This is a genomic window from Culicoidibacter larvae (genome assembly GCF_005771635.1).
GTDB classification, from domain to species: domain Bacteria; phylum Bacillota_I; class Bacilli_A; order Culicoidibacterales; family Culicoidibacteraceae; genus Culicoidibacter; species Culicoidibacter larvae.
In genome coordinates, this window is record NZ_VBWP01000003.1 from 126,952 (window position 1) to 149,737 (window position 22,786).

Annotated in this window: 17 protein-coding genes; 2 read left to right on the plus strand and 15 right to left on the minus strand. The window is 38.7% G+C overall.

Features of this window, described 5'->3' with window-relative positions; all coding sequences use genetic code 11:
• Positions 1 to 3 precede the first annotated feature (3 nt).
• The 11 genes from FEZ08_RS04755 to FEZ08_RS04805 all read right to left on the minus strand — a co-directional run bounded on the left by FEZ08_RS04755 (position 4) and on the right by FEZ08_RS04805 (position 10,619).
• Complete coding sequence (locus FEZ08_RS04755) at positions 4 to 1,938, minus strand: ABC transporter ATP-binding protein (protein ID WP_138190567.1); 1,935 nt, start codon at positions 1,936 to 1,938, stop codon at positions 4 to 6.
• A complete protein-coding gene (locus FEZ08_RS04760) occupies positions 1,935 to 3,668 on the minus strand; it encodes an ABC transporter ATP-binding protein (RefSeq protein ID WP_138190568.1) in 1,734 nt (577 codons plus the stop codon). Before FEZ08_RS04760 ends, FEZ08_RS04755 begins: the two co-directional genes overlap by 4 nt.
• Entirely contained in the window at positions 3,665 to 4,135 is a 471-nt protein-coding gene (locus tag FEZ08_RS04765; protein ID WP_171014940.1) for a MarR family winged helix-turn-helix transcriptional regulator, read from the minus strand. The genes FEZ08_RS04760 and FEZ08_RS04765 overlap by 4 nt, the downstream gene beginning before the upstream one ends.
• A gap of 162 nt (positions 4,136 to 4,297) precedes the next feature.
• Positions 4,298 to 5,233 carry a mannose-6-phosphate isomerase, class I gene (gene manA / locus FEZ08_RS04770; protein ID WP_138190570.1) on the minus strand — a complete coding sequence of 312 codons (936 nt, stop codon included), beginning with the start codon at positions 5,231 to 5,233 and terminating at the stop codon, positions 4,298 to 4,300.
• A gap of 16 nt (positions 5,234 to 5,249) precedes the next feature.
• Positions 5,250 to 6,158, minus strand: a complete 909-nt coding sequence (locus tag FEZ08_RS04775; protein WP_138190571.1) for an ROK family protein — start codon at positions 6,156 to 6,158, stop codon at positions 5,250 to 5,252.
• Between the two features lie 179 nt (positions 6,159 to 6,337).
• Positions 6,338 to 7,132 (minus strand): HAD-IIB family hydrolase, encoded by a 795-nt coding sequence (locus FEZ08_RS04780; protein ID WP_138190572.1) that lies wholly within the window; start codon positions 7,130 to 7,132, stop codon positions 6,338 to 6,340.
• A gap of 20 nt (positions 7,133 to 7,152) precedes the next feature.
• Positions 7,153 to 7,953: an HAD family hydrolase gene (locus tag FEZ08_RS04785; protein ID WP_138190573.1), complete on the minus strand. Its 801-nt coding sequence runs from the start codon at positions 7,951 to 7,953 to the stop codon at positions 7,153 to 7,155.
• Positions 7,954 to 8,096: 143 nt separating this feature from the next.
• Positions 8,097 to 8,450, minus strand: coding sequence for a nuclear transport factor 2 family protein (locus tag FEZ08_RS04790; RefSeq protein ID WP_138190574.1), 354 nt, complete (start codon positions 8,448 to 8,450; stop codon positions 8,097 to 8,099).
• Between the two features lie 101 nt (positions 8,451 to 8,551).
• Complete coding sequence (locus FEZ08_RS04795) at positions 8,552 to 9,394, minus strand: VOC family protein (protein WP_138190575.1); 843 nt, start codon at positions 9,392 to 9,394, stop codon at positions 8,552 to 8,554.
• Positions 9,395 to 9,396: 2 nt separating this feature from the next.
• Positions 9,397 to 10,104, minus strand: coding sequence for a pirin family protein (locus FEZ08_RS04800; protein WP_138190576.1), 708 nt, complete (start codon positions 10,102 to 10,104; stop codon positions 9,397 to 9,399).
• A gap of 71 nt (positions 10,105 to 10,175) precedes the next feature.
• Positions 10,176 to 10,619 carry a MarR family winged helix-turn-helix transcriptional regulator gene (locus FEZ08_RS04805; RefSeq protein ID WP_138190577.1) on the minus strand — a complete coding sequence of 148 codons (444 nt, stop codon included), beginning with the start codon at positions 10,617 to 10,619 and terminating at the stop codon, positions 10,176 to 10,178.
• Between the two features lie 143 nt (positions 10,620 to 10,762).
• Between FEZ08_RS04805 and FEZ08_RS04810 the strand changes: the two genes are divergently transcribed.
• Complete coding sequence (locus FEZ08_RS04810) at positions 10,763 to 11,707, plus strand: helix-turn-helix domain-containing protein (RefSeq protein ID WP_138190578.1); 945 nt, start codon at positions 10,763 to 10,765, stop codon at positions 11,705 to 11,707.
• A gap of 31 nt (positions 11,708 to 11,738) precedes the next feature.
• Here FEZ08_RS04810 and FEZ08_RS04815 read toward each other — a convergent pair whose 3' ends face one another.
• Both FEZ08_RS04815 and FEZ08_RS04820 read right to left on the minus strand, forming a co-directional pair.
• A complete protein-coding gene (locus FEZ08_RS04815) occupies positions 11,739 to 18,722 on the minus strand; it encodes an LPXTG cell wall anchor domain-containing protein (protein WP_138190579.1) in 6,984 nt (2,327 codons plus the stop codon).
• 239 nt (positions 18,723 to 18,961) lie between these two features.
• Positions 18,962 to 19,804, minus strand: a complete 843-nt coding sequence (locus tag FEZ08_RS04820) for an alpha/beta fold hydrolase (protein WP_138190580.1) — start codon at positions 19,802 to 19,804, stop codon at positions 18,962 to 18,964.
• 486 nt (positions 19,805 to 20,290) lie between these two features.
• Here FEZ08_RS04820 and hflX point away from each other — a divergent pair, with 486 nt between their 5' ends.
• Positions 20,291 to 21,538 carry a GTPase HflX gene (gene hflX / locus FEZ08_RS04825; RefSeq protein WP_138190581.1) on the plus strand — a complete coding sequence of 416 codons (1,248 nt, stop codon included), beginning with the start codon at positions 20,291 to 20,293 and terminating at the stop codon, positions 21,536 to 21,538.
• A gap of 38 nt (positions 21,539 to 21,576) precedes the next feature.
• Here hflX and FEZ08_RS04830 read toward each other — a convergent pair whose 3' ends face one another.
• Positions 21,577 to 21,888, minus strand: a complete 312-nt coding sequence (locus tag FEZ08_RS04830) for a hypothetical protein (protein WP_138190582.1) — start codon at positions 21,886 to 21,888, stop codon at positions 21,577 to 21,579.
• A gap of 94 nt (positions 21,889 to 21,982) precedes the next feature.
• Positions 21,983 to 22,786: a DUF4097 family beta strand repeat-containing protein gene (locus tag FEZ08_RS04835; RefSeq protein ID WP_138190583.1), complete on the minus strand. Its 804-nt coding sequence runs from the start codon at positions 22,784 to 22,786 to the stop codon at positions 21,983 to 21,985.

Here is a 22,786-nt window from a genome sequence, read left to right on the forward strand (position 1 = left end):
CTATTAATATGCAGTAAGTGGTTTAGTGTTAGGAGTCGTTTCAAACTCTTCATCCATATCAGCATTACTGTTAGTCGTAAATTGACTGTTGTACAAATCAGCATAGAAGCCATTTGCTTCAAGGAGCTGGTCATGAGTTCCTTGTTCAATAATGTCACCGTGATTCATTACCAGAATCATATCAGCATTTCGAATAGTTGAAAGCCGGTGAGCAATTACAAAGCTAGTTCTTCCTTCCATGAGTTTGCTCATCGCATCTTGAATCAATAACTCAGTACGAGTATCGACTGAACTTGTAGCTTCATCAAGAATAAGGATTTCCGGATTAGCTAAAATTGCCCGCGCAATGGTAAGCAATTGTTTTTGACCTTGCGAAATATTTGAAGCATCCTCATTAACAATTGTGTCATACCCGTTTGGTAACGTCCGGATAAAGTGATCGGCGCTGGCAGCTTGCGCGGCAGCAATGATTTGTCCGTCCGGTGCACCTTGATTCCCATAAGCGATATTATCACGAATAGTTCCGTTAAAGAGCCATGTATCTTGTAATACCATACCAAACATTTGCCGTAAATGACCTCGATCCATTTTTGTGATATCAACACCATCTATGTAAATATGTCCGGCATTTAATTCATAGAAACGCATTAACAAATTGACCAATGTTGTTTTCCCGGCACCGGTTGGCCCGACAATTGCAATTGTCTGTCCCGGTTTTGCCTCAATATTCATGTCATGGATAAGGATTTTATCATCATTGTAACCAAACTTAACATGATCAAATACCACATGTCCTTTAGGATGCTCAATAACAACCGAATCAGCAGCTTGAGCGACTTCTTCCTGCTCTTCTAACAACTGGAATACCCGTTCGGCAGCAGCAACAGTCGATTGAATAACATTGGCAATATTGGCAACTTGCATAATTGGTTGGTTAAATTGTTGGGAATATTGCAGGAAGGCCTGAATATCCCCTACCGGCAACCCATAACTGATAGCAAATAATGAACCAACTACCGCTAATAACACATAACTGATATTACCGACAAATTTTAATGCTGGCATAATAACTCCAGACATAAATTGTGCTTTCCAGCCATAGCCATACAATTCTTTATTGTTTTCTTCGAAAACCCGAACAGATTCATCCTCACGACCAAATGCTTTAATAACATTATGGCCTGAATACATTTCTTCAACATGACCGTTCACATCACCCAATGAACGTTGTTGGCCAACAAAGTATTTCTGTGAACGTTTGGCAATCATCATTGTCACTACCGCACTGACAGGTAATGAAAGCAGTGCAATCAATGTCATCTGCCAGTTGATTGTAAGCATCATAATCAATACCCCGCCAATTGTAACAACCGCAGTAATTAATTGTGTCAAACTTTGTTGCAAAGTTGTACTGATGGTATCAATATCATTAGTTACCCGACTCAGCACATCACCATGTGAGTGATTATCGTAAAAGCGTAATGGTAACTTAATCAATTTAGCATTAACATCTCCACGCATCTGCAACACAATTTTTTGCGAAATGCCGGCCATAACAAATTGTTGTACAAACGAGAACAATGCACTACCAATATATAACATAGCAACGAAAATCAGAATTTGTGCAATACCAGTAAAGTCAATACCGGCACCCGGCACTTTCATCATCATTTTTATATAGCCATCAAACACCATCGTTGTCGCTTCACCTAAAATTTTCGGGCTCCAAATACTGAATGTTGTACTTAAAATAGCAAATATAAACACAACCACCAAACTAAAAGTATGTGGTTTTACATAACGAATCAATTTTCCAAGCGTTCCCTTGAAATCTTGTGCCTTTTCTGCCGGACGACTCATCGCCCCCGCTGGACCGCCACCCGGTCCACCACCACGAGGAGCAGGCTTATTCACTTGTGTTTTATTATTTTCACTCATGCCAATTCCTCCTCTGATAATTGTGATAAGACAATCTCTTTATAGACAGCTGAATTTAAGAGCAATTCCTCATGCGTCCCCATATCAGCAATTTTGCCATCATCCAAAACAATGATACGATTAGCATGCATAACTGAGCTGACCCGCTGACCGACTAAAATGACCGTTGAATCCTTGGTTTCAGGGGCCAAGGCTTCACGGAGCTTCGCATCAGTTTTGAAGTCCAAAGCCGAGAAGCTATCATCAAATATATATACCTCTGGCTTTCTGACTAAAGCCCGGGCAATCGCAAGCCGTTGCTTTTGCCCGCCGGAAACATTAGTTCCGCCTTGAGCAATCATAAAGTCATATTTTTCATCCTTGCGCTCAATAAAGTCCGTTGCTTGAGCAATATCTGTTGCATGGCGAATTTCGTCCATGCTGGCATCTTCTTTCCCATAACGGATATTGTGTGCAATCGTACCGGCGAACAATACCGACTTCTGCGGTACATAACCGATTTTAGAACGTAAGTCTTCCTGAGCTAAATCAGTAATATTTACGCCATCAATCAATATTTCACCATCACTTATATCGTAAAACCGCGGAATCAAGTTCACTAATGTTGATTTTCCAGCACCAGTACCACCAATAATTGCCGTTGTTTCACCAGCTTTCGAAGTGAAGCTGATATTTGAAAGTGCTGGTTCTTCTGCGCCAGGATAATGGAAAGTAACATTACGGAACTCAACCATACCTTTTACATCAGCCGGAGTTTGTACTACATGGCTGGTATCACCGATTTCAGGTTCAACACTGAATACTTCATTAATCCGCGATGCCGAAGCACTTGCTCTTGGCATCATAATGAAGATAACTGACATCATAACAAAGGCCATCATAATTTGCATTGCATATTGGATGAAGGCAAAAATATCCCCGGGAGCCATACCGCCATCAGCAACATTATGCGCTCCAAACCACATGATCGCAATTGATGTAAAGTTCAAGATGATCATCATCACCGGCATCATAATTGCCATTAAACGGTTCACTTTAATTGCTGTTTTGGTTAAATCTTTATTCGCATCATTAAAGCGTTCTTCTTCAAAAGCTTCTTTATCATATGCTCTAATAACCCGAATTCCGATTAAACGCTCACGCAACACTAGATTCAAATGATCCAGTTTTTTCTGCATTGTTTTAAATAATGGTACCGCACTACCGCCGACAACAAGAATTAGAATGAGCAACAGCGGAATTGAAGCTAGAAATATCCAAGATAAATCAATACTTGTTCGCATTGCCATAATGATACCACCGACTGCCATAATCGGCGCCCCTAGTACCATCCGGAAAATCATCACCGTCACGTTTTGAATTTGCATAACGTCATTCGTATTTCTGGTAATCAATGAAGCCGTGCTTAATTCATCAAACTCATGAAGTGAGAATTGTTCTACATGGCGAAAGAGTTTACCACGCACATCACGGCCAAAACCGGCGGCCACGCGCGAAGACAAGTAACTGGCAATAATTAATGCTGTCATACTAATAAAAGTAACCCCCAGCATTTTAATCCCTTCAGACCAAACAAAATCAATATTTTGTTTAGCAACCCCATCATTAATAATACTTGCTGTGAGCGTTGGTAAATATAAATCAGCCATTGACTGAATAAATACAAACAACACAATTCCAATAACCATTATCCAATATGGTTTCAAATATTTTGCATATAGTTTTATCATTTAGTGTCCTCCTTACGTTCTTGCTGAACTTTTGTAGCGTACTTGTATGTTTTTCGTAAAATCTCAACTAACTTCTCTGTATCCTCTTGCCCAAGATAGTCTGCTAATCCTTGCAAAGTCTCGCGAAAATTCTTGCGTACTTTTTCAGCTTGTTCAAAGCCATACTTGCTCAAGCGAATATAAGCCACTCGCCGATCATCTTGATTATGATATCGCTCAATGAACCCATTAGTTTCTAACGAATGAATAATCGGTGAAATCGTCGAAGGTGCAAGTTCCAGCAGTTTACCCAAATCAGAAATTTTCAAATCACCTTGGCCGCTATGTTTGCGTAAATACATGATAATCATTTGCTCATTACGTTTTAAATGTTTTCCCGGTTCATGAGCCAGATTATGACTTACTTTACGTAACATATTAATTGAATGTAATAATTCAATTGCCAGGTTCTCCTCTTTATCAGCCATTTTTTCACCTCTTATCATTTTATTCCCAAACAGTTCGTATACAGAACTATTCTGATACCATACTATTATACAACTTTTATGATAAAAGTAAAGTGATATTGTTTAAAAAAACAAAAAATCCAGGGGCGCGTAAACGCGCCCCTGGATTCTAATTTTTCCCTACTATAAATGAGAGGTCATAATTGTCATATTGCCATCAATTGCAATAGTACCAAAACCTGCCGGAACCAATAAGTGGTCTCCTTTTTGCACTTGGTGTTCGCCAATAGTGCCGCTACCATCCAAGATACTTACATTTAAAAACGGATGTGTTTGTTCAATTGCAAACGGTCCGGTAATTTTATATTTTTCTACTGTGAAGAACTCACTATGAACATAAGTTGTTTTCACGGCATTATCAAATGTTTCTACACTTGGGGTGATTTTCGGTAAATCTTGTGGAACTTTTGTCACATCAATTGATTTTGCTACATGCAATTCACGCGGATTACCTTGATCATCAAGTCGGTCATAATCATATAACCGGTATGTTGTATCGCTTGATTGCTGAGTCTCCAAAATGAGAGTTCCTTTGCAGATAGCATGGACTGTTCCCGCCGGTACATAGAAAAAATCACCAGGTTTCACTGATACCTTATGCAATAACGCATCCCAAAGTCCTTTTTCAATCATTGTTTCAAATTGAGCTCTGGTTTGGGCATTATGTCCATAAATAATATGAGCATCTTCATCACAATCAAGAATATACCAACACTCCGTTTTCCCTAAGCCACCATTTTCATGCGCATTGGCGTAAGCATCGTCAGGATGCACCTGAACACTTAAGTCAGCTTTAGCATCAAGAATTTTGATTAATAATGGAAACTCGCTACCACTGATTCCACCAAATAACTCACGATTTGTTTGCCACAAATCAGCTATTGTTTTACCGGCAAATTCACCATTTTTTACTTTGGTCGGGCCAGCTTCATGACCACTGATTGCCCAGCATTCGCCAGTGGTTGAGGTTGGAATATCATACCCATAAACATCATGTAATCGGGTCCCGCCCCAAATACGGTCTTTAAATTCGGGTTCTAAAAATAAAATATCTGTCATTACTCTGTCTCCAATCCTAATTCAAGTAATCCGGGTGCGCCAAATATGCCGCGCCAATTAATCCAGCATCGCCACCAAGCTCTGGTAAACGCAAATTAATCTTATCTCGTAAGCCTTCATAAACTTTTGGCTGTATATGCTCAGGTAGCTTTTCAAGCAACCATGGGTTATGCAGCACCACAGAACCACCAATTACAAATACTTCCGGATCAATAACTTGCATAACCGAAGCCAATCCACGTGAAAAATGCTCCAGCCAAAGTTCAATAATTCCCATTGCCGCCATATCGTTTTGGGCATATTGCTCAAAAATATACGCCGCATTGGTCCCCGGACCATATACTTTTTGTGCCTGAAGATTTAATGCACTGCCACTACATAGACTTTCAAGTGTACCGGCATATAAACTATCATGTTTACGATCATCATCAGCTACAATCATACAGCCAATCTCGCCGCCATACCCATATGCACCCTCAAGCAAATGTCCATTAACAACAATTCCGCCGCCAACGCCAGTGCTGACAGTAATGAACACACTGCTTTTGCATCCTTTACCGCCGCCAAAAACTGCTTCGGCAAGACCAGCAACATTGGCATCATTATTCAAATAAACCTCGCGACCGGTTCCTTGGCGCATCAATTCAACAATCGGTGTGCCTTCCCAGCCAACTAAATTAGGTGTTTTCAAAATAATTCCATTATCTAAATCCAATGGTCCGGCACTACCAATGCCAATCGCTGAAGCTTTTCGCTCGGGATCAACTGCATCCACCATGCTAATCATTCTGGCAATCGCATCCGCCGCACCCTTTTGGGTCTCCGTCGCTTGCTCCTCTTTCCTAACAATCGTTGTACCATCCTTAATCAAAGCAACCCGCATATTCGTTCCGCCAAGATCAATACCAATCGTATACACTCCCATACTGCACCTCACTCATAATATTTCCTGTCTCTCTAATTGTAGGCGTTTTCGCTACAAAAGTAAATTGCAATACCGCCTTTTTTCCTAAAATTTTCATAAATAATCTTTGTTTTTGATAAAAGCTGAATAATTGATGGATAAAAATAAAAATCCCAACCAGTAAACTGGTTGGGATTTTCTCATTTCAAAAATTCGCGTATACATGCAGCACTATTAGGAACAATATGCTTTGCTAACTCCTGTACACCAGGCTCCGCATAATCAAAGCTGTAACTCTGTACGCCTTCAACAGCAAACATTGGAATATCATTCCATGAATCACCAATAGCATAAATCATCTCCGGCTTCACCTTGGTTTCCTGCATCAAGAATTCAATACCGGTTCCTTTAGAAATATTTTTAGGACCAATATCCAAGAAAAACTTATTACGGAAGCAATCAACAACATCTCCGAATTTCGCTTTTATTTCTGCATCGAGCGCCATAGCTCGTTCAATTGCGCTATTCTCTTCACGCTCATATGGCTGTAAATTCAAAAACAAAATTTCTGGTGGCGTCGCCAGAAATTCCTGATAAGAAAGTACGCTGCGGTACTCACCCATCTGGAAATTCTCGTAAATCCGCTCGACGACAGTCATCTCGCGGCCATTACTTGTCGCAATAAAATACTCATCCGCCTCAAAATAATGCTTAATAATATTCATCGCAACTTCATGCTCAATTGCTTGTTCATAAATAACATTGAAATCACGATCCATAATCAACGCCCCGTTTGAAAGGATATAATAATCAAAAGGTACCTGGATACGTTGATCAAACTCAAGCATACCATTCATATCGCGCCCGGTTGCCACTGCCATATAATGACCAGACTCGCGCAATTTATGAACCATAGCAACGTCTTCATCGTGCATCATATGATCTTTAAAAGCAATTGTACCATCTAAATCGGTTACATATAATTTCTTTTCCATAGTTGTTTGCCACCTCAATATTATTTTAAAAACTTACGAATAGCTGCTGCTGAATCACTGACAATATGTTTGGCATGTTGATGTAAAGCCGGCTCCGCATAATCAAAGCTATAACTCTGTACATCATCAAGCTGGAACATTGACAAATCATTCCAAGAATCGCCAATAACCAATGTATCACTTAATGATACACCCAAATCTCCGGCTAAAGCCGTCACTGCATTTCCCTTCGAGCAATTTGCCGGCACAACATCAATAAACTCGTCATTCCGATAGCCAACAACCCGATCGCCATAACGGCTCGTCAAACTCGCTCGCAATGCCTCCGCCCGCTCAATTCCATTCGCGCGGCCGGCAGCTACCGGATGCATATTCATAAAACTAATCTCCGGCATCTCATTTACAAAATAATCATATGGCTTAATTTGAATCGCGCCATTATCATTCCCCATTTGGAAGTTATGATAATCCTTTTCCACAATAATAAAATTATCACCATCACTAACCGCCATCTGATACTCACCGGTCGGATAATACTCCATAATAATCTCGCGGGCAATATCGGTTGGCACCGTAACCCGGTGTAGAAGATTATGATTTACATCAAATAATGTAGAGCCGTTGGTCAAAATATAATAATCAAAATGAATATCAGCCATGCGCTCAAACTCTCGGATACCAGATAGGTTACGTCCTGTAGCCATAACCATATAGTGCCCCGAACGCCGCAATTCATGCAACATTTCAACATCTCGGTCATGCACCTTATCCTTAAAAAGCAAGGTTCCGTCAAGATCAGTTACATACATCTTTTGTTTCATTCCACTGTCACTCCCGTTCCCCTCAATTATACACCATTCGACTATCCTTTGCTTTTCCTTTTATGAAAAAGCTTAAGCAGTTGTAAAAACAGACAATCCCTCAAGGCTTGTCTGTTTTTGTTTAGCATTTTGATTAATGCCAGTTATTCAATTAGTAAATTATGCTGTTTCAAGAAAGACAACTTATCCCAGTAGCCTCTCTGAAATACGATCTTATCATTTACTATCTGAAAAAAGCCGCAGCCTCGTAAACCTAATGGATCACGCCACTCCATAATCGCCCATTGACCGTCTTCAAAAATATTCTCAACAATACAAGCCATTTCTGCTCCGGAGAATTCTTTTTCAAACATTTGCTTTATAGCCACCTTACCAATAACCGGCTCATTAGCAACTTGGTGGTTAATAGCATTATCATCATAAAAATCTATAATTGCTTCTAAATCGGTATTATTAAATGCATCAACCCATTGGCAAAGCAGTTCTTTTGGCTTCATAATCATTACCTCCAATTATTTAACACCCTTTACTTCGCATTATAATACAGAAGCAAAATTATTTCCACTAATGACAAAACACTAAATAAAAACACTAACGCTTAAGCGCTAGTGTTTTTTATAATTAATTCCGAACCTACGGCATCACGAGTCTTAATAGTGTTGCCATCATTTTCATGGGTGCGGTTATTTTTTATTAAGTTTTCAGCAATCAGTGCAAAATAGTCAGCATTCACTGAAATCTGCCATGCAATCAAGCCCTTAGCAGCAGGGTTGTGCAACGGTATTCCACTGCCTTTCCAAGTATTCAATGCAAAATGGTGATGGTAATGATTATTTGAGTAGAAATGTGCATGAGCACCCATTTCTGCCGTCATATCCATTCCTAAAATATTTATAAATAGCTGATCGCCATCACTGATATTGCTACCATAAAAATGTAAGTGCCCGATATGAGTAGAATCTGGAAATCCTTCCCATGGATAAGCATGAGTGAGTAGTTCATCAATGTCTACTGGTAATGTATCCATAAGTACTTCACCGTTCTGCCACTGCCACTCCGTTGCCGGACGATCGTAATAAAGTTCGATACCATTTCCTTCTGGATCTTCTAAATAAATGGCTTCACTCACTAAGTGGTCGCCACCGCCAATAAGCGGATAGTTATTATCAATCAATTGCTGTAGTACTGCCGCAAGGGTTTTGCGCTCTTGCATCAATATTGCATAATGATATAAACCTGCGCTTCGTCCTTCTGTTTCGGCTTCTAAGTCAAAAGTAAGTTGCAAAACCGCTTCCGCAAAAGGTGACACAGCATACTCAACCGTATTGGCATTGAGTTGCCGTGGAATGAAACGCAGGATTGTTTCATAGAAATGTCGCATTTTTGCTTCATCTTGCGCACGAAGATGAATCTTATCAATTGTAAAATTTGTTGTTTTCATAATTATCCCTCATACTTTGCCATTTCAATAACCAAGACATGGGAATTATTATCATCTGCTTCAATATGAAGATTTTCTTCAACACTTTCCAGTGCCCAGGTTTCTTCGACCCGTTGACCATTAATAATTGAATGTCCTTCAATCTGTACTACATAGGCCTGCCGATTTTGAGCGACCTCAAAATCAATAGTTTTGCCAGCCTCAAGATAAGTAACATTGAAATTGACATCTTGATTCACTTTTATAGGTGCATTACCGGTTTTACTTGAAACCATATGCAACCATTTATTTACCCGCTCATTCCAATCAAAGCGGAAATCACCATAATTTGGCGTATGTCCTTTGGCATCGGGAAGTACCCAAATCTGTAAAAGTCGTGTCCATTCACTGCCGAAGTTCTCTTCTGAATGGAAAACCCCAGTTCCTGCACTCATATATTGTACTTCACCACGACCAATTGTTGAAGCATTTTGCATACTATCTTTATGTGAAAGCTCACCATCAACAACATAGCTAATAATTTCCATATCATTATGCGGATGCGTTGGAAAACCAATCCCTGGTTCAATCAAGTCATCGTTCACTACCCGCAACACACCAAAATGCATATTATCCCGATCGAAATAATCTGCAAATGAGAAGTGGTGCAGTGTTTTTAGCCATCCATGGTCAAAGTATCCCATTTGATCCGGTTTTTTAATTTGTATCATTATTCATTCTCCTTTTATCACTAATTAGTGATATATTATTAAATTTGTTGGCTCCCAAAGGAGCCATGCTTTTATTCTTGGGCATGTCCGAGGCGTTTCAATAATTCGCTCAGAACAACCTTTTCATCTTCACTTAATACCATCATAAGCTGATCTAATTCAATTAGAAATGCTGGAAATAATATCTCCATTAATTCATGTCCTTTGGATTCAAGATGAAGGACCATTTTACGTCCGTCATTTTTATCCTGCTGTTTCGAAATATATCCTTCTTTCCGCAGGTTCTCCACGACAACTGTCATATTGCCACTTGAAGACAAAGTGCGATCAATAACTTCCTGGATACATAAATCTCCTTTGTGATATAACATTTCCAATACCCCGAATTGTGGCACTGTTATATTATATTGATAAAAAAATTTTTGTATTTTCCGTTGGACGCTTTGAGCACAACGACTTAATTTAATGAAAACATCTAAATTTAATTGGTCTTTATTACTATACTTCGTTTTCATACTTTTATATTATCACTAATTAGTGATATATACAAATAAAATGCTTACACTTTTCAAAAAGACTAGAGTTTACTTGAGCTTTCCTTTTATAGTTAGATTAGTTATAATACTATTATACGTCATACAAACCGGGGGGGAATGTTATGGAGCGATATTTTAGTCTGGTTAAAAATAATTTTGGGAATACCTTACGGAAGATAAGACAAAATAAAAATATAACACAAAATCAGGTAGCCACAAATGTAACTGACCAGTCAACGATAGGGAAAATTGAAAGAACTCAAATTCAACCATCTTATTTAAAAGTAACTCAGCTAGCATACAATTTGGATTGCGGACTGCCAGAACTTTTGTTTTTATCGGCAGATGGTCGTCTAGATCATAAAACTAAAGCATTTTCCTATATTCGCCGATGCCAATCGAAAAAAGATCTAGCTATTGCCAGAGAAGGCTTGAAATTTTGTGAAGATAGATATATACAAACAAATGATTTTTATTTTTTCGCATTTAAAACTTGTTTCCGTTTATGGATTCTATTTACTGAAACACAAAATAGTATTGTGCCTGAAGAACTCACTCTTGATGTTCAGCAAATGTGGCGTCAAATTATTGATATGGAACAATGGTATCTGACCGAACTTTATTTCATCTCAATGATTATTTTAGTACTTCCATTTAATCAACGAAATCGCATAGGCGAAATGGCTCTGGATATTGTTCATAGTTATCAAGGTATCCAGCATGCTGAATTTATTAGAAATCAGTTACTTGAATCAATGTTAATGATTGCTATTAAATCTCGACAATTTGCTGAAGCACAACACTATTGTGAGTTATTACTCAACGAAAGCATCTATCCGCTGACCGAATCAATGCACGGACTGGTCACTTTTATCCATGGCTTGCTCTATATGCATTTTGACGATGAGGCAGCAAAGTTCACTATCCAAAAAGGTCTGGTATTATGTTACTTTGCAGATGAATATTCGATTGAAACACTAAATCGTTTTGCAGAGCTGATTATTGAAGAAAACGCATTAACCAAGCTAGCCGACTTTGAAGTCAGCATTAAACATTTAATTAAATAAAAAGTTGGACGGATTTACCGTCCAACTTTTTTTATTTTCTCCGTTTTATTGCAACTAATCCTGTGCCTGCCAATAAGACAATTGCACCAATTGCTAATCCGATTGTTGCTGAATCATCACCGGTTGTTGGTAATTCAGGGGTTACCGGACTTGGGTTTCTAGTAGCGGTTGCCGTTAATGTCCATGAATTTCCGTAATCTTTTACTTCCATGTCATTAGTTTGCGATACCGTATAGCCTTCAAGACCTAAAACTTCAAGATCATAATTGAAGCCATGTACTAATTTTGGTTCTTCAGTTGAACCATTCCATGTAACCGTACCATCATGCGCTAAGTTTAACGCATATGCGGTACGTTCAAGTTCTTCATTAGTGTCCGAATCATATTTAACTAACTCAACATTCATTGTTTTACTGTTAAATAAACTGAATCCGCTCACTTGTGTTTCTGGCTCAATAATTGTACCAATGATAGTAACGTCATCATATTTTGTTGGTTTATTGGTTACAGTAATTGTCCACATTTTTTCGTTGTTATTATTAACTACTGTTGAAGTTACCTGATAAAGCGGTGCTTCATAATCTTCAATGGCTGGTTCTTCTACTGAATAGGTTAAGCCATATGGCAGATTATTAAATACTTCTGTATCTGTCCAAGATTCAGGAACACCATCGCCGTCTGCATCAGTCATCGTATCAGTATTCATAGTGATTGTTTGGCGATATTGTTCAACATCACTACTGTCTTTTCCGACAATATCCATTTCAAAGCTAGTCATTTTTGGTGTTAAACATTGGTCATCCAATACTTTAATCACGGTTACAGCATCCTTAAGCACCGGCTTATTGGTTACTGTAATTGTCCATAATTTTTCACCATTATTGTTTTGAACTGCTGAGCTAACGTTGTATACCGGTGTCTCAAATCCAGCAATAGCTGGTTCTTCAACAGAGTATGTTAATCCTAATGGTAAGTTGTTGAAAATTTCAGTGTCTGTCCAACCCTCAGGAACACCATCATTGTTTGCATCAATCATTGTGTCAGTATCCATAGTAATTGTTTGACGGTATTTTTCAACATTGCTGCTATCTTTACCTACAATATCCATTGAGAAACTTGTCACTGCCGGAGCAGGTCGTTTATCATCCAATACTTTTGTTACCGTCACAGTATCTTTTAAGACTGGTTTATTAACAACCGTTAGATTCCAAACTGTTGTTCCATCAGTTTGCACTTCAGGAGTAACTGTATATGTCGGTGTCTCAAATCCGGTAATAGCTGGTTCCTCTAGTGAATATTTAAGACCTAATGGCAATTCATAGAATGTATCGCTTCCGCTCCAACCTTCTGGAATACCATCATTATTGGCATCCATCATTGTGGTGGCATCAATAGTTATTGTTTCACGGTATTGTTCAACATTACTGCTGTCTTTACCTACAAGATCCATTGAGAAGCTTGTTACAGTCGGTGTTGTTCGTTTATCATCAAGAATTTTAGTTACTACGGCGCGGTCTTTTAAGACAGGCGCACGAAGGCTTAATGCCAACGGCTCAGCCATAACCACAATCGAGTTACCGATTCTTCCGCTATATCCAAATGAGTTTGTAGCAACTTTGCCACCAACTTTGTAATCGTTTAATTTTGCATCATATGATACTGCAAGACTTGAAAGATTTTCCAACTTAAAGTTCGGATCAATCATATGTACCCGGAAAGCTGTCGCTTCTTCAGTTGACTTGCCTGCTGCTAGTGCATCAGCCTCGGTCAGCCAGCGTGAACTATCCGCAGTTCCGTTCCAGTCAGCAGTTGTAAATTGGGCATCAACAGCACCAAAGAAATATTCAACCACATAATCAGTATTTTCAACTAAAGTTTGTTTCACTGCATTTGTTGCGTTATCAAGAATAACTGCGTTAAAGCTGCCATTACCAACTAAGCGTACCGCTGCTTCACTGCCACGTGCTTTAGCATCTAATGAGTTCGTATCATTTATCGATGGCAGACGGTTAATCATAACAATGTCTTTAAAGCCATTTTCAGTTTTTTCAACATTGATTCGCATTGTAAATCGTGTCAAATCATCTCGGCTGCTTAAATCCATAATACGATCACCAGCCGAGCGGCTTGTGATTGTAGAAGGTGTTGCCTGCTTTGTTTGATCTGCTAATTCAAACCAACTGCTCAATCCCAACTCGCCATAAACATCCATTTGCGTCACACTCTTAACGAGGTGAACATCATTGCTTAAAGCTGGGATAAATTGGCTGATATTAGTCCATTGATCATCATATGAATATGTTTTATGCTCATTCGCAGTATTCAACATACTGTGGTAGAAATATTGTTCATGACTTTGCAATGGAATAAAGTATGCTGTTGCACCATAAGTTGCATATTGGTTTTCCATTGTAGCAGTCCGAATAGTGAAAGTTAAATTCGTAGTTGCTTTAGGAATATCTTGTTTAACTGTCCAAATCAATACTGTGTTCCCGCTGGCATCAGTTTTTTGCTCCGGTGTCGCGTCAACGAATGCCGGAATTACTTCATTACCAGTAGCATCTAGCGAATAACCTTTATATGTAACACCACTAGGTAAAGTTACAATTAACTTCGCTCCTGCTTGAATTGTTTGTGTATTAGTTTGGTTTGAGTTTCCTAAATTTACTTTCCATGCAACTATATCACCAGGGTTTACTGTCGTAACCCCAGCTTTATATTCACCGTAAGTTTCAGAACTTCCTGAACCAGATGTATACACTTTCTGTGCTTGAATGCTGACAAATGGACTTATGTAATTTGAAGTCACATTAACTGGTGCGCTGGTTTGGTAGCGAACTGCTGTATCTGGATTGCTATCCCAGTCATTACCAGCTACATCATCAGTTGTATTCTTAGATGTCGCACTTGTTCCGGTAATTGTGAGTGATGTTCCTTCTGGTAAATACATTGCCGCATAGTTAGTAGCTGCAATCGTTGCAACATCAGTTGCCTGCATATCACTTAAGGCTGCCGTAGCATTAACAACTGTGCTATACGTAATTTTATATGTAATCGGAACGGCTACATCTTCAGTTTTAATTAATGATAAAGCTTTAGTTGCTCCATTATCTTTATAACCTCTGATAATAATCCGTTGCAGCGCCTCATTATTTGTATTCGTATATGTACTCACATCATAAACTGCTTCATAAGTTGTTCCATCGCTGGCTACAAATGAGACTGGTTTAGTTGTATCAAGTGTTTCATATTTAGGCATAATGTCAACAACTTTATCAATATTCAATGGTACTAAACTATAGTTTTGCATACTGATTGTATAGTCATGACTCAATGCCGTTGAATCTACATTAATTGTTGGATTAGTCACTGCTTTGGTAATGTTTCCGAATAAAGCTTTACTGTTGGCAACTTTTACCGTTGCTAAACTATCCAATACAGTATTAGTTGTTAAATCACCATCTTCGTCAATAGTGTCATCATAAACTTTTCCACCTTGTTTAAAGTTATTGATTTCTCCAGAACTTTCAACAAAGAATGCCTTTACTTGGTTGCTACGGTCTACCAGACGATCAGTGATAGGAATATCAGGGAAATCTGCTGACTCAGTATCAACAACTGCATTATAATCAACAAGAATCTTTTCACTCTTAGTCAATTTACCATCAACATAAGTTTGTCCAGGTAAAGCCTGCGAGTTTTTCAGCTTAACTGTAATAGTATTCTGACGATTGGCCGGATCAGCATTAAATGTATAATTTACAGTAAAGTCAGAGCTTGGGATTTCGACCCGACTCGTCTCTTTACCACTGCCATCAAGCTCAACACGATATACTTTCACTGAATTGTTTACATACTTCATGTTATTTGGTAAATAATCCACTAAGTTATTGAAGTGGACGATCATATTATCACGCGTATGATAATTGGCTACATCAATACTATATTTTACTTGTTCTCCATTTACTAATTTAGCCGTATTAGAAGCAACTCCTGAACCGGTATCAACGCCAACTGCACTCTTAGCTACACTGACAATACCAGTTTTACCGGCAAAGCCATTAATAGTGATTTCACGACGCCCGGTTAATACTTCCATGTTAGCATTAGTCAAAGTAAACTGGTTAACAATCTTCTCATTAGGAATAACATTGTTATTGATTTTCATTGTATAGATAAGTCTTACTTCCTCACCAACTTTGATAGTGTTGGTTCCGAAGTCAACCACGAATTTATTGTTTACTTCATCTAAAGTTACCTTGATTTGACTATCGTCAAATCCTGCTGGCGCCAATAGCACCCCCATATTTAATGGATTGCTGCTATTGAATTTAGCATAATTGACATAATTTGGACTGATACCATCCATACTGCTGTAAGGAAGCATCTTAGTACCATAATTATCATTGATGCTGATCGGTCCATCCCAATCATTATCTGATTCATTTTTTACCAATAAAGTAAATGCAATAATATCTTGGGGAATTGGGTTTTCGGTCAATGTTGAACCAGATAAATTAGCCCAATCTTTATTACGGTTGTTATCAGTTAAACTAGGCGTAACCGGACCCCACCAGAACTCACCAATAGCCATAAGTTTACTTGTAGTTGAATACATTTTGAAAGTATTCCCAATTGTTTGTCCGGCTTTAAAATCATCATCAACTTTCATTGTATATGTGATTTTTAGTGATTGCCCCGGAGCAATCGCTAAACCGCCAGCTTTAAAGTTAAACTTCAGATTCCCCATACCCGGAGCTACAGCATCCGTATCAGTTACACTTTGAAGTACTGATTGGTCGCCGTAAACTTGTGTTGGATTAGCTGGATCCCAAACAACTGCGTTAAGTGGTGCCGATGATAAATATTGCGCATCAATAGCTTTTGAAGATGCATTATCAGCAATTACTGTTGTTCCATCGTAAGCACTCAAGTTATATGTATATGAATCGTCAATTGAACCAACATTCCAAGTTGCTGTATCTTTGTTCTCAACTGTAATAGTAAATAGAACTACTTCATTGTTCGTAGGCATAATTCCTGCACGTGATAGATTTTGACCATCTTTATTTTGTGAGAAACGCCCATTTGTATCTGTTGGTTTATCTTTATAGAAATAAAATTGACTCGATGTTTGCGTATTAGTAATAACTTTATTACCATCATCAGGGTTTTTATATTTATATGTCATGTTAGCCGTATTATAAAATTTGCTGCCGTTTTTAGTTGCATCAATTTGACTAACAACTCGATATGACAATTGTGGTCCGGTTTTAATTTCAAAATTCGGATCAAGATTTTTAAAAGTATAAGTAATTGAAGTTACTTTATCTTGCATATCGTTTGGAATAGCAATATTCTGGCTGCTCGCCATTGCTGCGGCATCTAAGGTTTGCGTCAATGAAGTTCCATTTGAATAAGCAACTTTAATGGTTAATGATGCTGTCTCCAATTCTTTATTATCAGCCAACTTGTATACACCGGTAGTAAGGCGCACCGGTACAGTCTCTTCCTTATTATAACCGCCGGTTAAACCTTCAACATCACTGAAGACTAATTCATCTAAAGCATTTTTTTGATAATTCTTAAAACCTTGTCCCAATTGATATACGATAATATCATTTGGGTAGGCCGCTAATTTATCGTTAGCTGTATTTGATGTTCCGGTAGCACCGATTCTAATAATCTTTTTAGTAAAAGTATTCTTCTCTTGTGTCTCATTACCGGTTTCCAATGTATTTTTAAAAGTGAAATTCACTTTAGGTGCGCCGGTTTGCGCTAAAGCCTGTGCCGTTGTGCCAATATTTTTGGCAGCAACTGCCGGCGTCACCGTATGCGCCGGATCAACAGCTATTAAAGAAAATACTGGTGAAGTATCATTTGCATTTAAACCATACTCGGCAATGATTTTAGCAGTATCTAATTTTGCACCGCTAATATTCAAAGTGAATTGCGGGCTGTTCAACTCTTTAGTTGTATCCGCATTTTCGATCTTTTTAGTTAAAGTAAAGTCAGTAATAAAACCATTTTTAGAAGCATTAACAATATAGTCAGTGCCTGCAACTAAAACTGCGCCATTACCATCCTTCATATTATCAGCAGTAATTTGCACCAATGGCGTGCCATCAGCAGCAAGCGGTACTTGATAACGTTCTACAAAGTTGACTTCTTTAGCAAACGCTACCCCTAGCGTTCCGGCAGCATTTTTGCTACTGGTCGTATACCGGATTTTCATATCCGGAACTGCTGCAGTACCACTTGAATTGAAAGTAGCTCCGGCAGTTACTGCTGCTGATACATTATTCCAATCAAACTTATCGCTACGCGCAACAATTTTGTTAGTTTTCAATTCACTAACGGTTTGCATTGTATCAGCATTATATGCTTGAATTGCAATCGGATATGCAGTACTGTCTGGCGTTATCCCGGTTGCAGATGGTGTTACATAAAATGAAAAACTCTTACCATCACCGGCACTCAGTTCGTTTTTGAAAATTGCCCATAGGTAATCTTTATTCGCATCTACGGTAGTATCATCGGGTCCTGCCGGTCCGCCAAAGATAAAGTCTACAACATCGTTTTGCGCAGCAATAAAGTTTGCGTTTTTCGGCAATTCAATACGGAACATCAACTGACGTGCGCCAATTGTTCCATTTGAACTCACCCCAAAACTTGTTCTAACCAAAACTTGTTGTCCACTCGGAATATCAATTGGATCTCCCAATTCACCAATATTTCCGGCTGCACTAAAGGCAATCCCCGCTAGGCCAACATTAATTGTTGACGCATTGCGAAGTTGCGCTCTGCGCGACTGATCACTCGTCGTGGTCGGATTATCAATTTGCTCCAACTCATCAGCCGGAGCCTCATTTGTATTCGTCTCATTGTCTGTTTCATTTTGTTCGGTCACAACATTATCATTACTAAATGCTGAAACCGCGTATTCACCGATAAATCCGAAAGTATTTATAGCGATGAATGCAGCTAATAGCACGTGAAAAATTTTCTTTTTCATTGCGAATAACCCCCTCTTAAATTTTAAATCGAACCCCCATATTTCACCATAGGAGCATCCCTATAATTATAGTTCAAAATCATACTATCACAACAAAAAAGGAGTATCAGCCTTATTTCATATTTTCCAAAAAAAACATATTTGTGGTATCCATTAATTGATTTTTTTATTCCTTGGTTCAAACGCAAAAATAACAGCCGAAATCCCAGAGAAATTTCGGCTGTTATCTAAATTTTTTCCTATGTATTTAAGAAGTGCTCCACAGCTTGGGTAAAAGCTTCTTTTTGATTGACTACAAACAAATGGTCAGCATCCGGGAATGGCACTAATTCGGCTTTGCCAGGGATATTTGCAGCAATATATTCAGCTGTTTTAGGACTGAAAAGTGACCCCGGTTCAGCATAGAACACCGCAGTTGGCACTAGAACTTTGCTAAGGACATTGCGGTAATCAGCTTTATATAGTGCGTTCCAGTATGTCCAAAGAACATCCGGAGCTGCTTTACGCCGGAAAGCAAAAATTCTCGAAAGCCAGCGGAAGTAATATGGCGCAGTTTTATAATGACCGCTGCGGTTAACCACTTGATACATAAAATCACCATAAAAGACATTAAAGTGGTCAGGCAGCAAACTCTTTTGGTACTTAAACATGGCTGCATTAAATGCACCTTTATAAAGTCCCATATCCCAGCTATCATCATTTTTCATTCGTGGACTAATATCGGCAATAATAAGTTTTTTCAAATACTGAGTACCAAATTGTTCAACATAACTAAAAATAACTGCTCCGCCCATTGACCAACCAACTAAAGCAACATCCTTTAATTCTAAATGTTCAATTAACTCATGTACATCATGAGCAGCCTGAGCAACAGTAAATCCTGAGCTTGCTTTGGATTTACCATGACCTCGCAAATCTAAAGCAATACAACGAAATCCCCGCTGGCTCAATGCTTTCATCGGTTCACTATAATCTTTCAAACTGCTGCCCCAGCCATGAATAAAAATAATTGGCTTGCCAACTTTACTATCAATATAGTTAATACTTGTGCCATCGGCAGTCTGAAAAAGATTGTTTGGCATACAAAATCACCTTCATCGTTCAATTTCCTTTATTATATCATTTTTATGAGAAATTTCTTGCAAAAACATACTCTTCACCGAACAAAAGTGAATAAGTTACTTTTGTGTTGTATCCTTGCTTGCGCTAATACCGGTGCCATGTTACAATAAATACGATTTTAAAACGTAAGGAGGTATCGGTTCATGTATTATTGGCAGATCTATTTATCACTATAACTAAGTGCTTCATCTCATATGAGATGTTGGTATGAGCCTGCCTTTTCCGATACCATTTTTTAGACTTGTGACGCACTTATTTCCGGTTGTCATCCAACTGGTGCTCGTGCGTCTTTTTAATTGAATTGTGTCCGTCAGTCTCAAGTATTGCCGCTTTGGTTCAGAAGTGCCGCCCCGTTGAAGCGGTGCTTTTGACCCCGGCTTGCTAAACAGTGGCACCGCCATCCTATGAAGCACTTCTATCTTACTACTTTACAGGAGGACTTTTTTATGGAACAAAAAGCTATAATTGTTGGTGTGCAATTAGATAATAACACTGAATTTTATTATTCAATGGAGGAACTGGCAAACCTTGCCGATGCCTGCGATATTGCTGTTGTCGGTGAATTAACCCAGAAACTTGATCGCATTCACCCTACCCATTATTTTGGTGCCGGGAAAGTCGAAGAACTTCGACTTGTGATAGATCAAAACGATGCTAATCTAGTGATTTGCAACGATGAACTTTCACCTTCACAGCTTCGTAATCTGGAGCGCGAACTAGAAGTTAAAATTGTCGATCGGACAATTTTAATTTTAGATATTTTTGGTGCACGCGCCAAAACTAAAGAAGCGCAACTTCAAGTTGAAGTTGCCGAACTACAGTACATGCTGCCACGCCTGGTCGGCCTGCGTGCTTCGCTCGGCCGCCAGGGTGGCGGCGTCGGCCTCGCCAACCGTGGATCCGGCGAGAAAAAAATCGAGTTGGACCGTCGCCGAATTGAAGACAAAATTGCTTTACTCAATCGCGAACTGGAGCACATTGTCAACCACCGCCACACCCAGCGGAAACAACGCAAGAAAAATGAATTACCAATTGTTTCAATTGTCGGCTACACCAATGCTGGTAAGTCAACATTAATGAATGCTGCGGTTGATCGTTTCAGTGAAGATAAAAAGCACGTCTTCGAAAAAGACATGCTTTTCGCAACCTTGGATACATCAGTACGTAAAATATCTTTCACCGATAACAAAACATTTCTGCTTAGTGACACGGTCGGCTTCGTCAGCAAACTGCCGCATCACCTGGTGCGCGCCTTTCGCTCAACTTTAGAAGAAGTCATCGAAGCTGACCTCTTGCTGCACGTTGTTGACTTCAGCCAGCCGGAGTATCTGCAAATGATTGATATTACCAATCAAGTACTCGGCGAACTCGGAGCTGATAACATTCCGACTATCTACGTATATAACAAATGTGACTTAGTACAAAGTGAAATTCCGAGAATTGAAGGCAACAACATTTATCTTTCTGCCAAAAGTCAAATCGGTATTGAGGAATTAATGGATATGATTCGCAAGGAAATCTTCAAAGATTATCGTCAAGTTCGATTCCAAATCCCTTTTTCAGAAGGCCAGATCGTATCATACTTTAATGATCATGCTCATGTTATCTCAACTGAATACAATGCTAATGGCAGTGAAATCTTAGTTGAATGTAAATTAAGCGACATTGAAAAATATAAAGAATATTTATTGTAGAAAAGCGAAAAGGCAAGGACACGAGGTCCTTGCCTTTTTTATTTACTCAAAATAATCGTCTGCGGATGCATTTTATCATACTTCAATTCAATAATATCGCCGATGATAAACGGCGTAACTTCGCCGAGATTGGTATTTTTTTGATGATAGCTAGTCTCAATTTTCTGACTGCCAACATAAAATATAACCCCTATTTCGCGCGTTTTTTTATGCTCAGTTACCGAACGGATTTTCCCTACGGTTACAATCCCGCTTTTTTCAACAAAACTGCCGCGAAAAGTTATTCGTGCTACATAAGCAATGATTAATGCCAAGGCAGTTATTAATAAGCCACTAGTTAAGTAAATCATGTTGTTCCTCCAAACTATCTTATTATACCGAAAAGCGTATGGAAGAACAAGGAAAAACAGCGGCGCCCGGTTGGAGCGCCGCTGTTTTTAAATTTTACTCATCAGCCCAGTCAATGTTGCCAATGCCACTTTTCAATTTATTTTGTTCAATTGTTGTGCCGTTTAGGTCAAGATTACCGATTCCTAATGATCCGGTAAGGATGTTTAATTTTGAATCAGTGATGTAAATATTTCCGATTCCAGCATCAATAGTGCTAGTTCCTGAAACAGTGATGTTTTCAAAACTTTGATTGCCGATACCACCACGGATTTTCAGCGTTTCTGCAGTAAGCCCGATAATATCGATATTGCCGACACCGCCAGTAATTGAAGCGTTGTTATCAACGGTAATATTTTCCATTGTTGTGTTACCTACACCAGACTCTAATTTTAGATTTTCTAGTGATAAACCACTGATTGTCATATTCCCAACGATGTCTGACGACGAGAAGTATGTTAAAGTTTTTGGTACGGTAATTGTTAATGTCCCGGCATGATTCCATTTAAAGAAGTTGAATTTAAATCCACCGTTGATAATACCCATTCCAATGGTTGGGTCACTTTTTAATTCAAGGGTTTTTGTTGCTTCATTATATTTTGTAGTAATATCACTATACCCGTCATATTGAACATGAACATCTTTAACATCAGCTGCAATTATCTCTACGTTATCAACTAATTTTGAAACTTCCAAAGTTTCAACATTAGCAAAGTTATCATCAATTGTACGTATACTGCTTGGATTAATACCCGATCCAGAAAGCGCCATTGCTGTACATACGATAAACAGAATAATCGTTACTGGTAATGTAATCGCTAATGTAATTCCTAAAATACGATTTAATCTTTTTTGTTGCAT

Coding starts and splice junctions, on each gene's coding strand:
- FEZ08_RS04760 (WP_138190568.1), bottom strand. CDS start 3,668: ATGATAAAACTATATGCAAAATATTTGAAACCATATTGGATAATGGTT.
- FEZ08_RS04810 (WP_138190578.1), top strand. CDS start 10,763: ATGGAGCGATATTTTAGTCTGGTTAAAAATAATTTTGGGAATACCTTA.
- FEZ08_RS04805 (WP_138190577.1), bottom strand. CDS start 10,619: ATGAAAACGAAGTATAGTAATAAAGACCAATTAAATTTAGATGTTTTC.
- FEZ08_RS04765 (WP_171014940.1), bottom strand. CDS start 4,135: ATGGCTGATAAAGAGGAGAACCTGGCAATTGAATTATTACATTCAATT.
- FEZ08_RS04835 (WP_138190583.1), bottom strand. CDS start 22,786: ATGCAACAAAAAAGATTAAATCGTATTTTAGGAATTACATTAGCGATT.
- FEZ08_RS04755 (WP_138190567.1), bottom strand. CDS start 1,938: ATGAGTGAAAATAATAAAACACAAGTGAATAAGCCTGCTCCTCGTGGT.
- FEZ08_RS04795 (WP_138190575.1), bottom strand. CDS start 9,394: ATGAAAACAACAAATTTTACAATTGATAAGATTCATCTTCGTGCGCAA.
- hflX (WP_138190581.1), top strand. CDS start 20,291: ATGGAACAAAAAGCTATAATTGTTGGTGTGCAATTAGATAATAACACT.
- FEZ08_RS04780 (WP_138190572.1), bottom strand. CDS start 7,132: ATGGAAAAGAAATTATATGTAACCGATTTAGATGGTACAATTGCTTTT.
- FEZ08_RS04800 (WP_138190576.1), bottom strand. CDS start 10,104: ATGATACAAATTAAAAAACCGGATCAAATGGGATACTTTGACCATGGA.
- FEZ08_RS04830 (WP_138190582.1), bottom strand. CDS start 21,888: ATGATTTACTTAACTAGTGGCTTATTAATAACTGCCTTGGCATTAATC.
- FEZ08_RS04785 (WP_138190573.1), bottom strand. CDS start 7,953: ATGAAACAAAAGATGTATGTAACTGATCTTGACGGAACCTTGCTTTTT.
- FEZ08_RS04820 (WP_138190580.1), bottom strand. CDS start 19,804: ATGCCAAACAATCTTTTTCAGACTGCCGATGGCACAAGTATTAACTAT.
- FEZ08_RS04815 (WP_138190579.1), bottom strand. CDS start 18,722: ATGAAAAAGAAAATTTTTCACGTGCTATTAGCTGCATTCATCGCTATA.
- FEZ08_RS04775 (WP_138190571.1), bottom strand. CDS start 6,158: ATGGGAGTGTATACGATTGGTATTGATCTTGGCGGAACGAATATGCGG.
- FEZ08_RS04790 (WP_138190574.1), bottom strand. CDS start 8,450: ATGAAGCCAAAAGAACTGCTTTGCCAATGGGTTGATGCATTTAATAAT.
- manA (WP_138190570.1), bottom strand. CDS start 5,233: ATGACAGATATTTTATTTTTAGAACCCGAATTTAAAGACCGTATTTGG.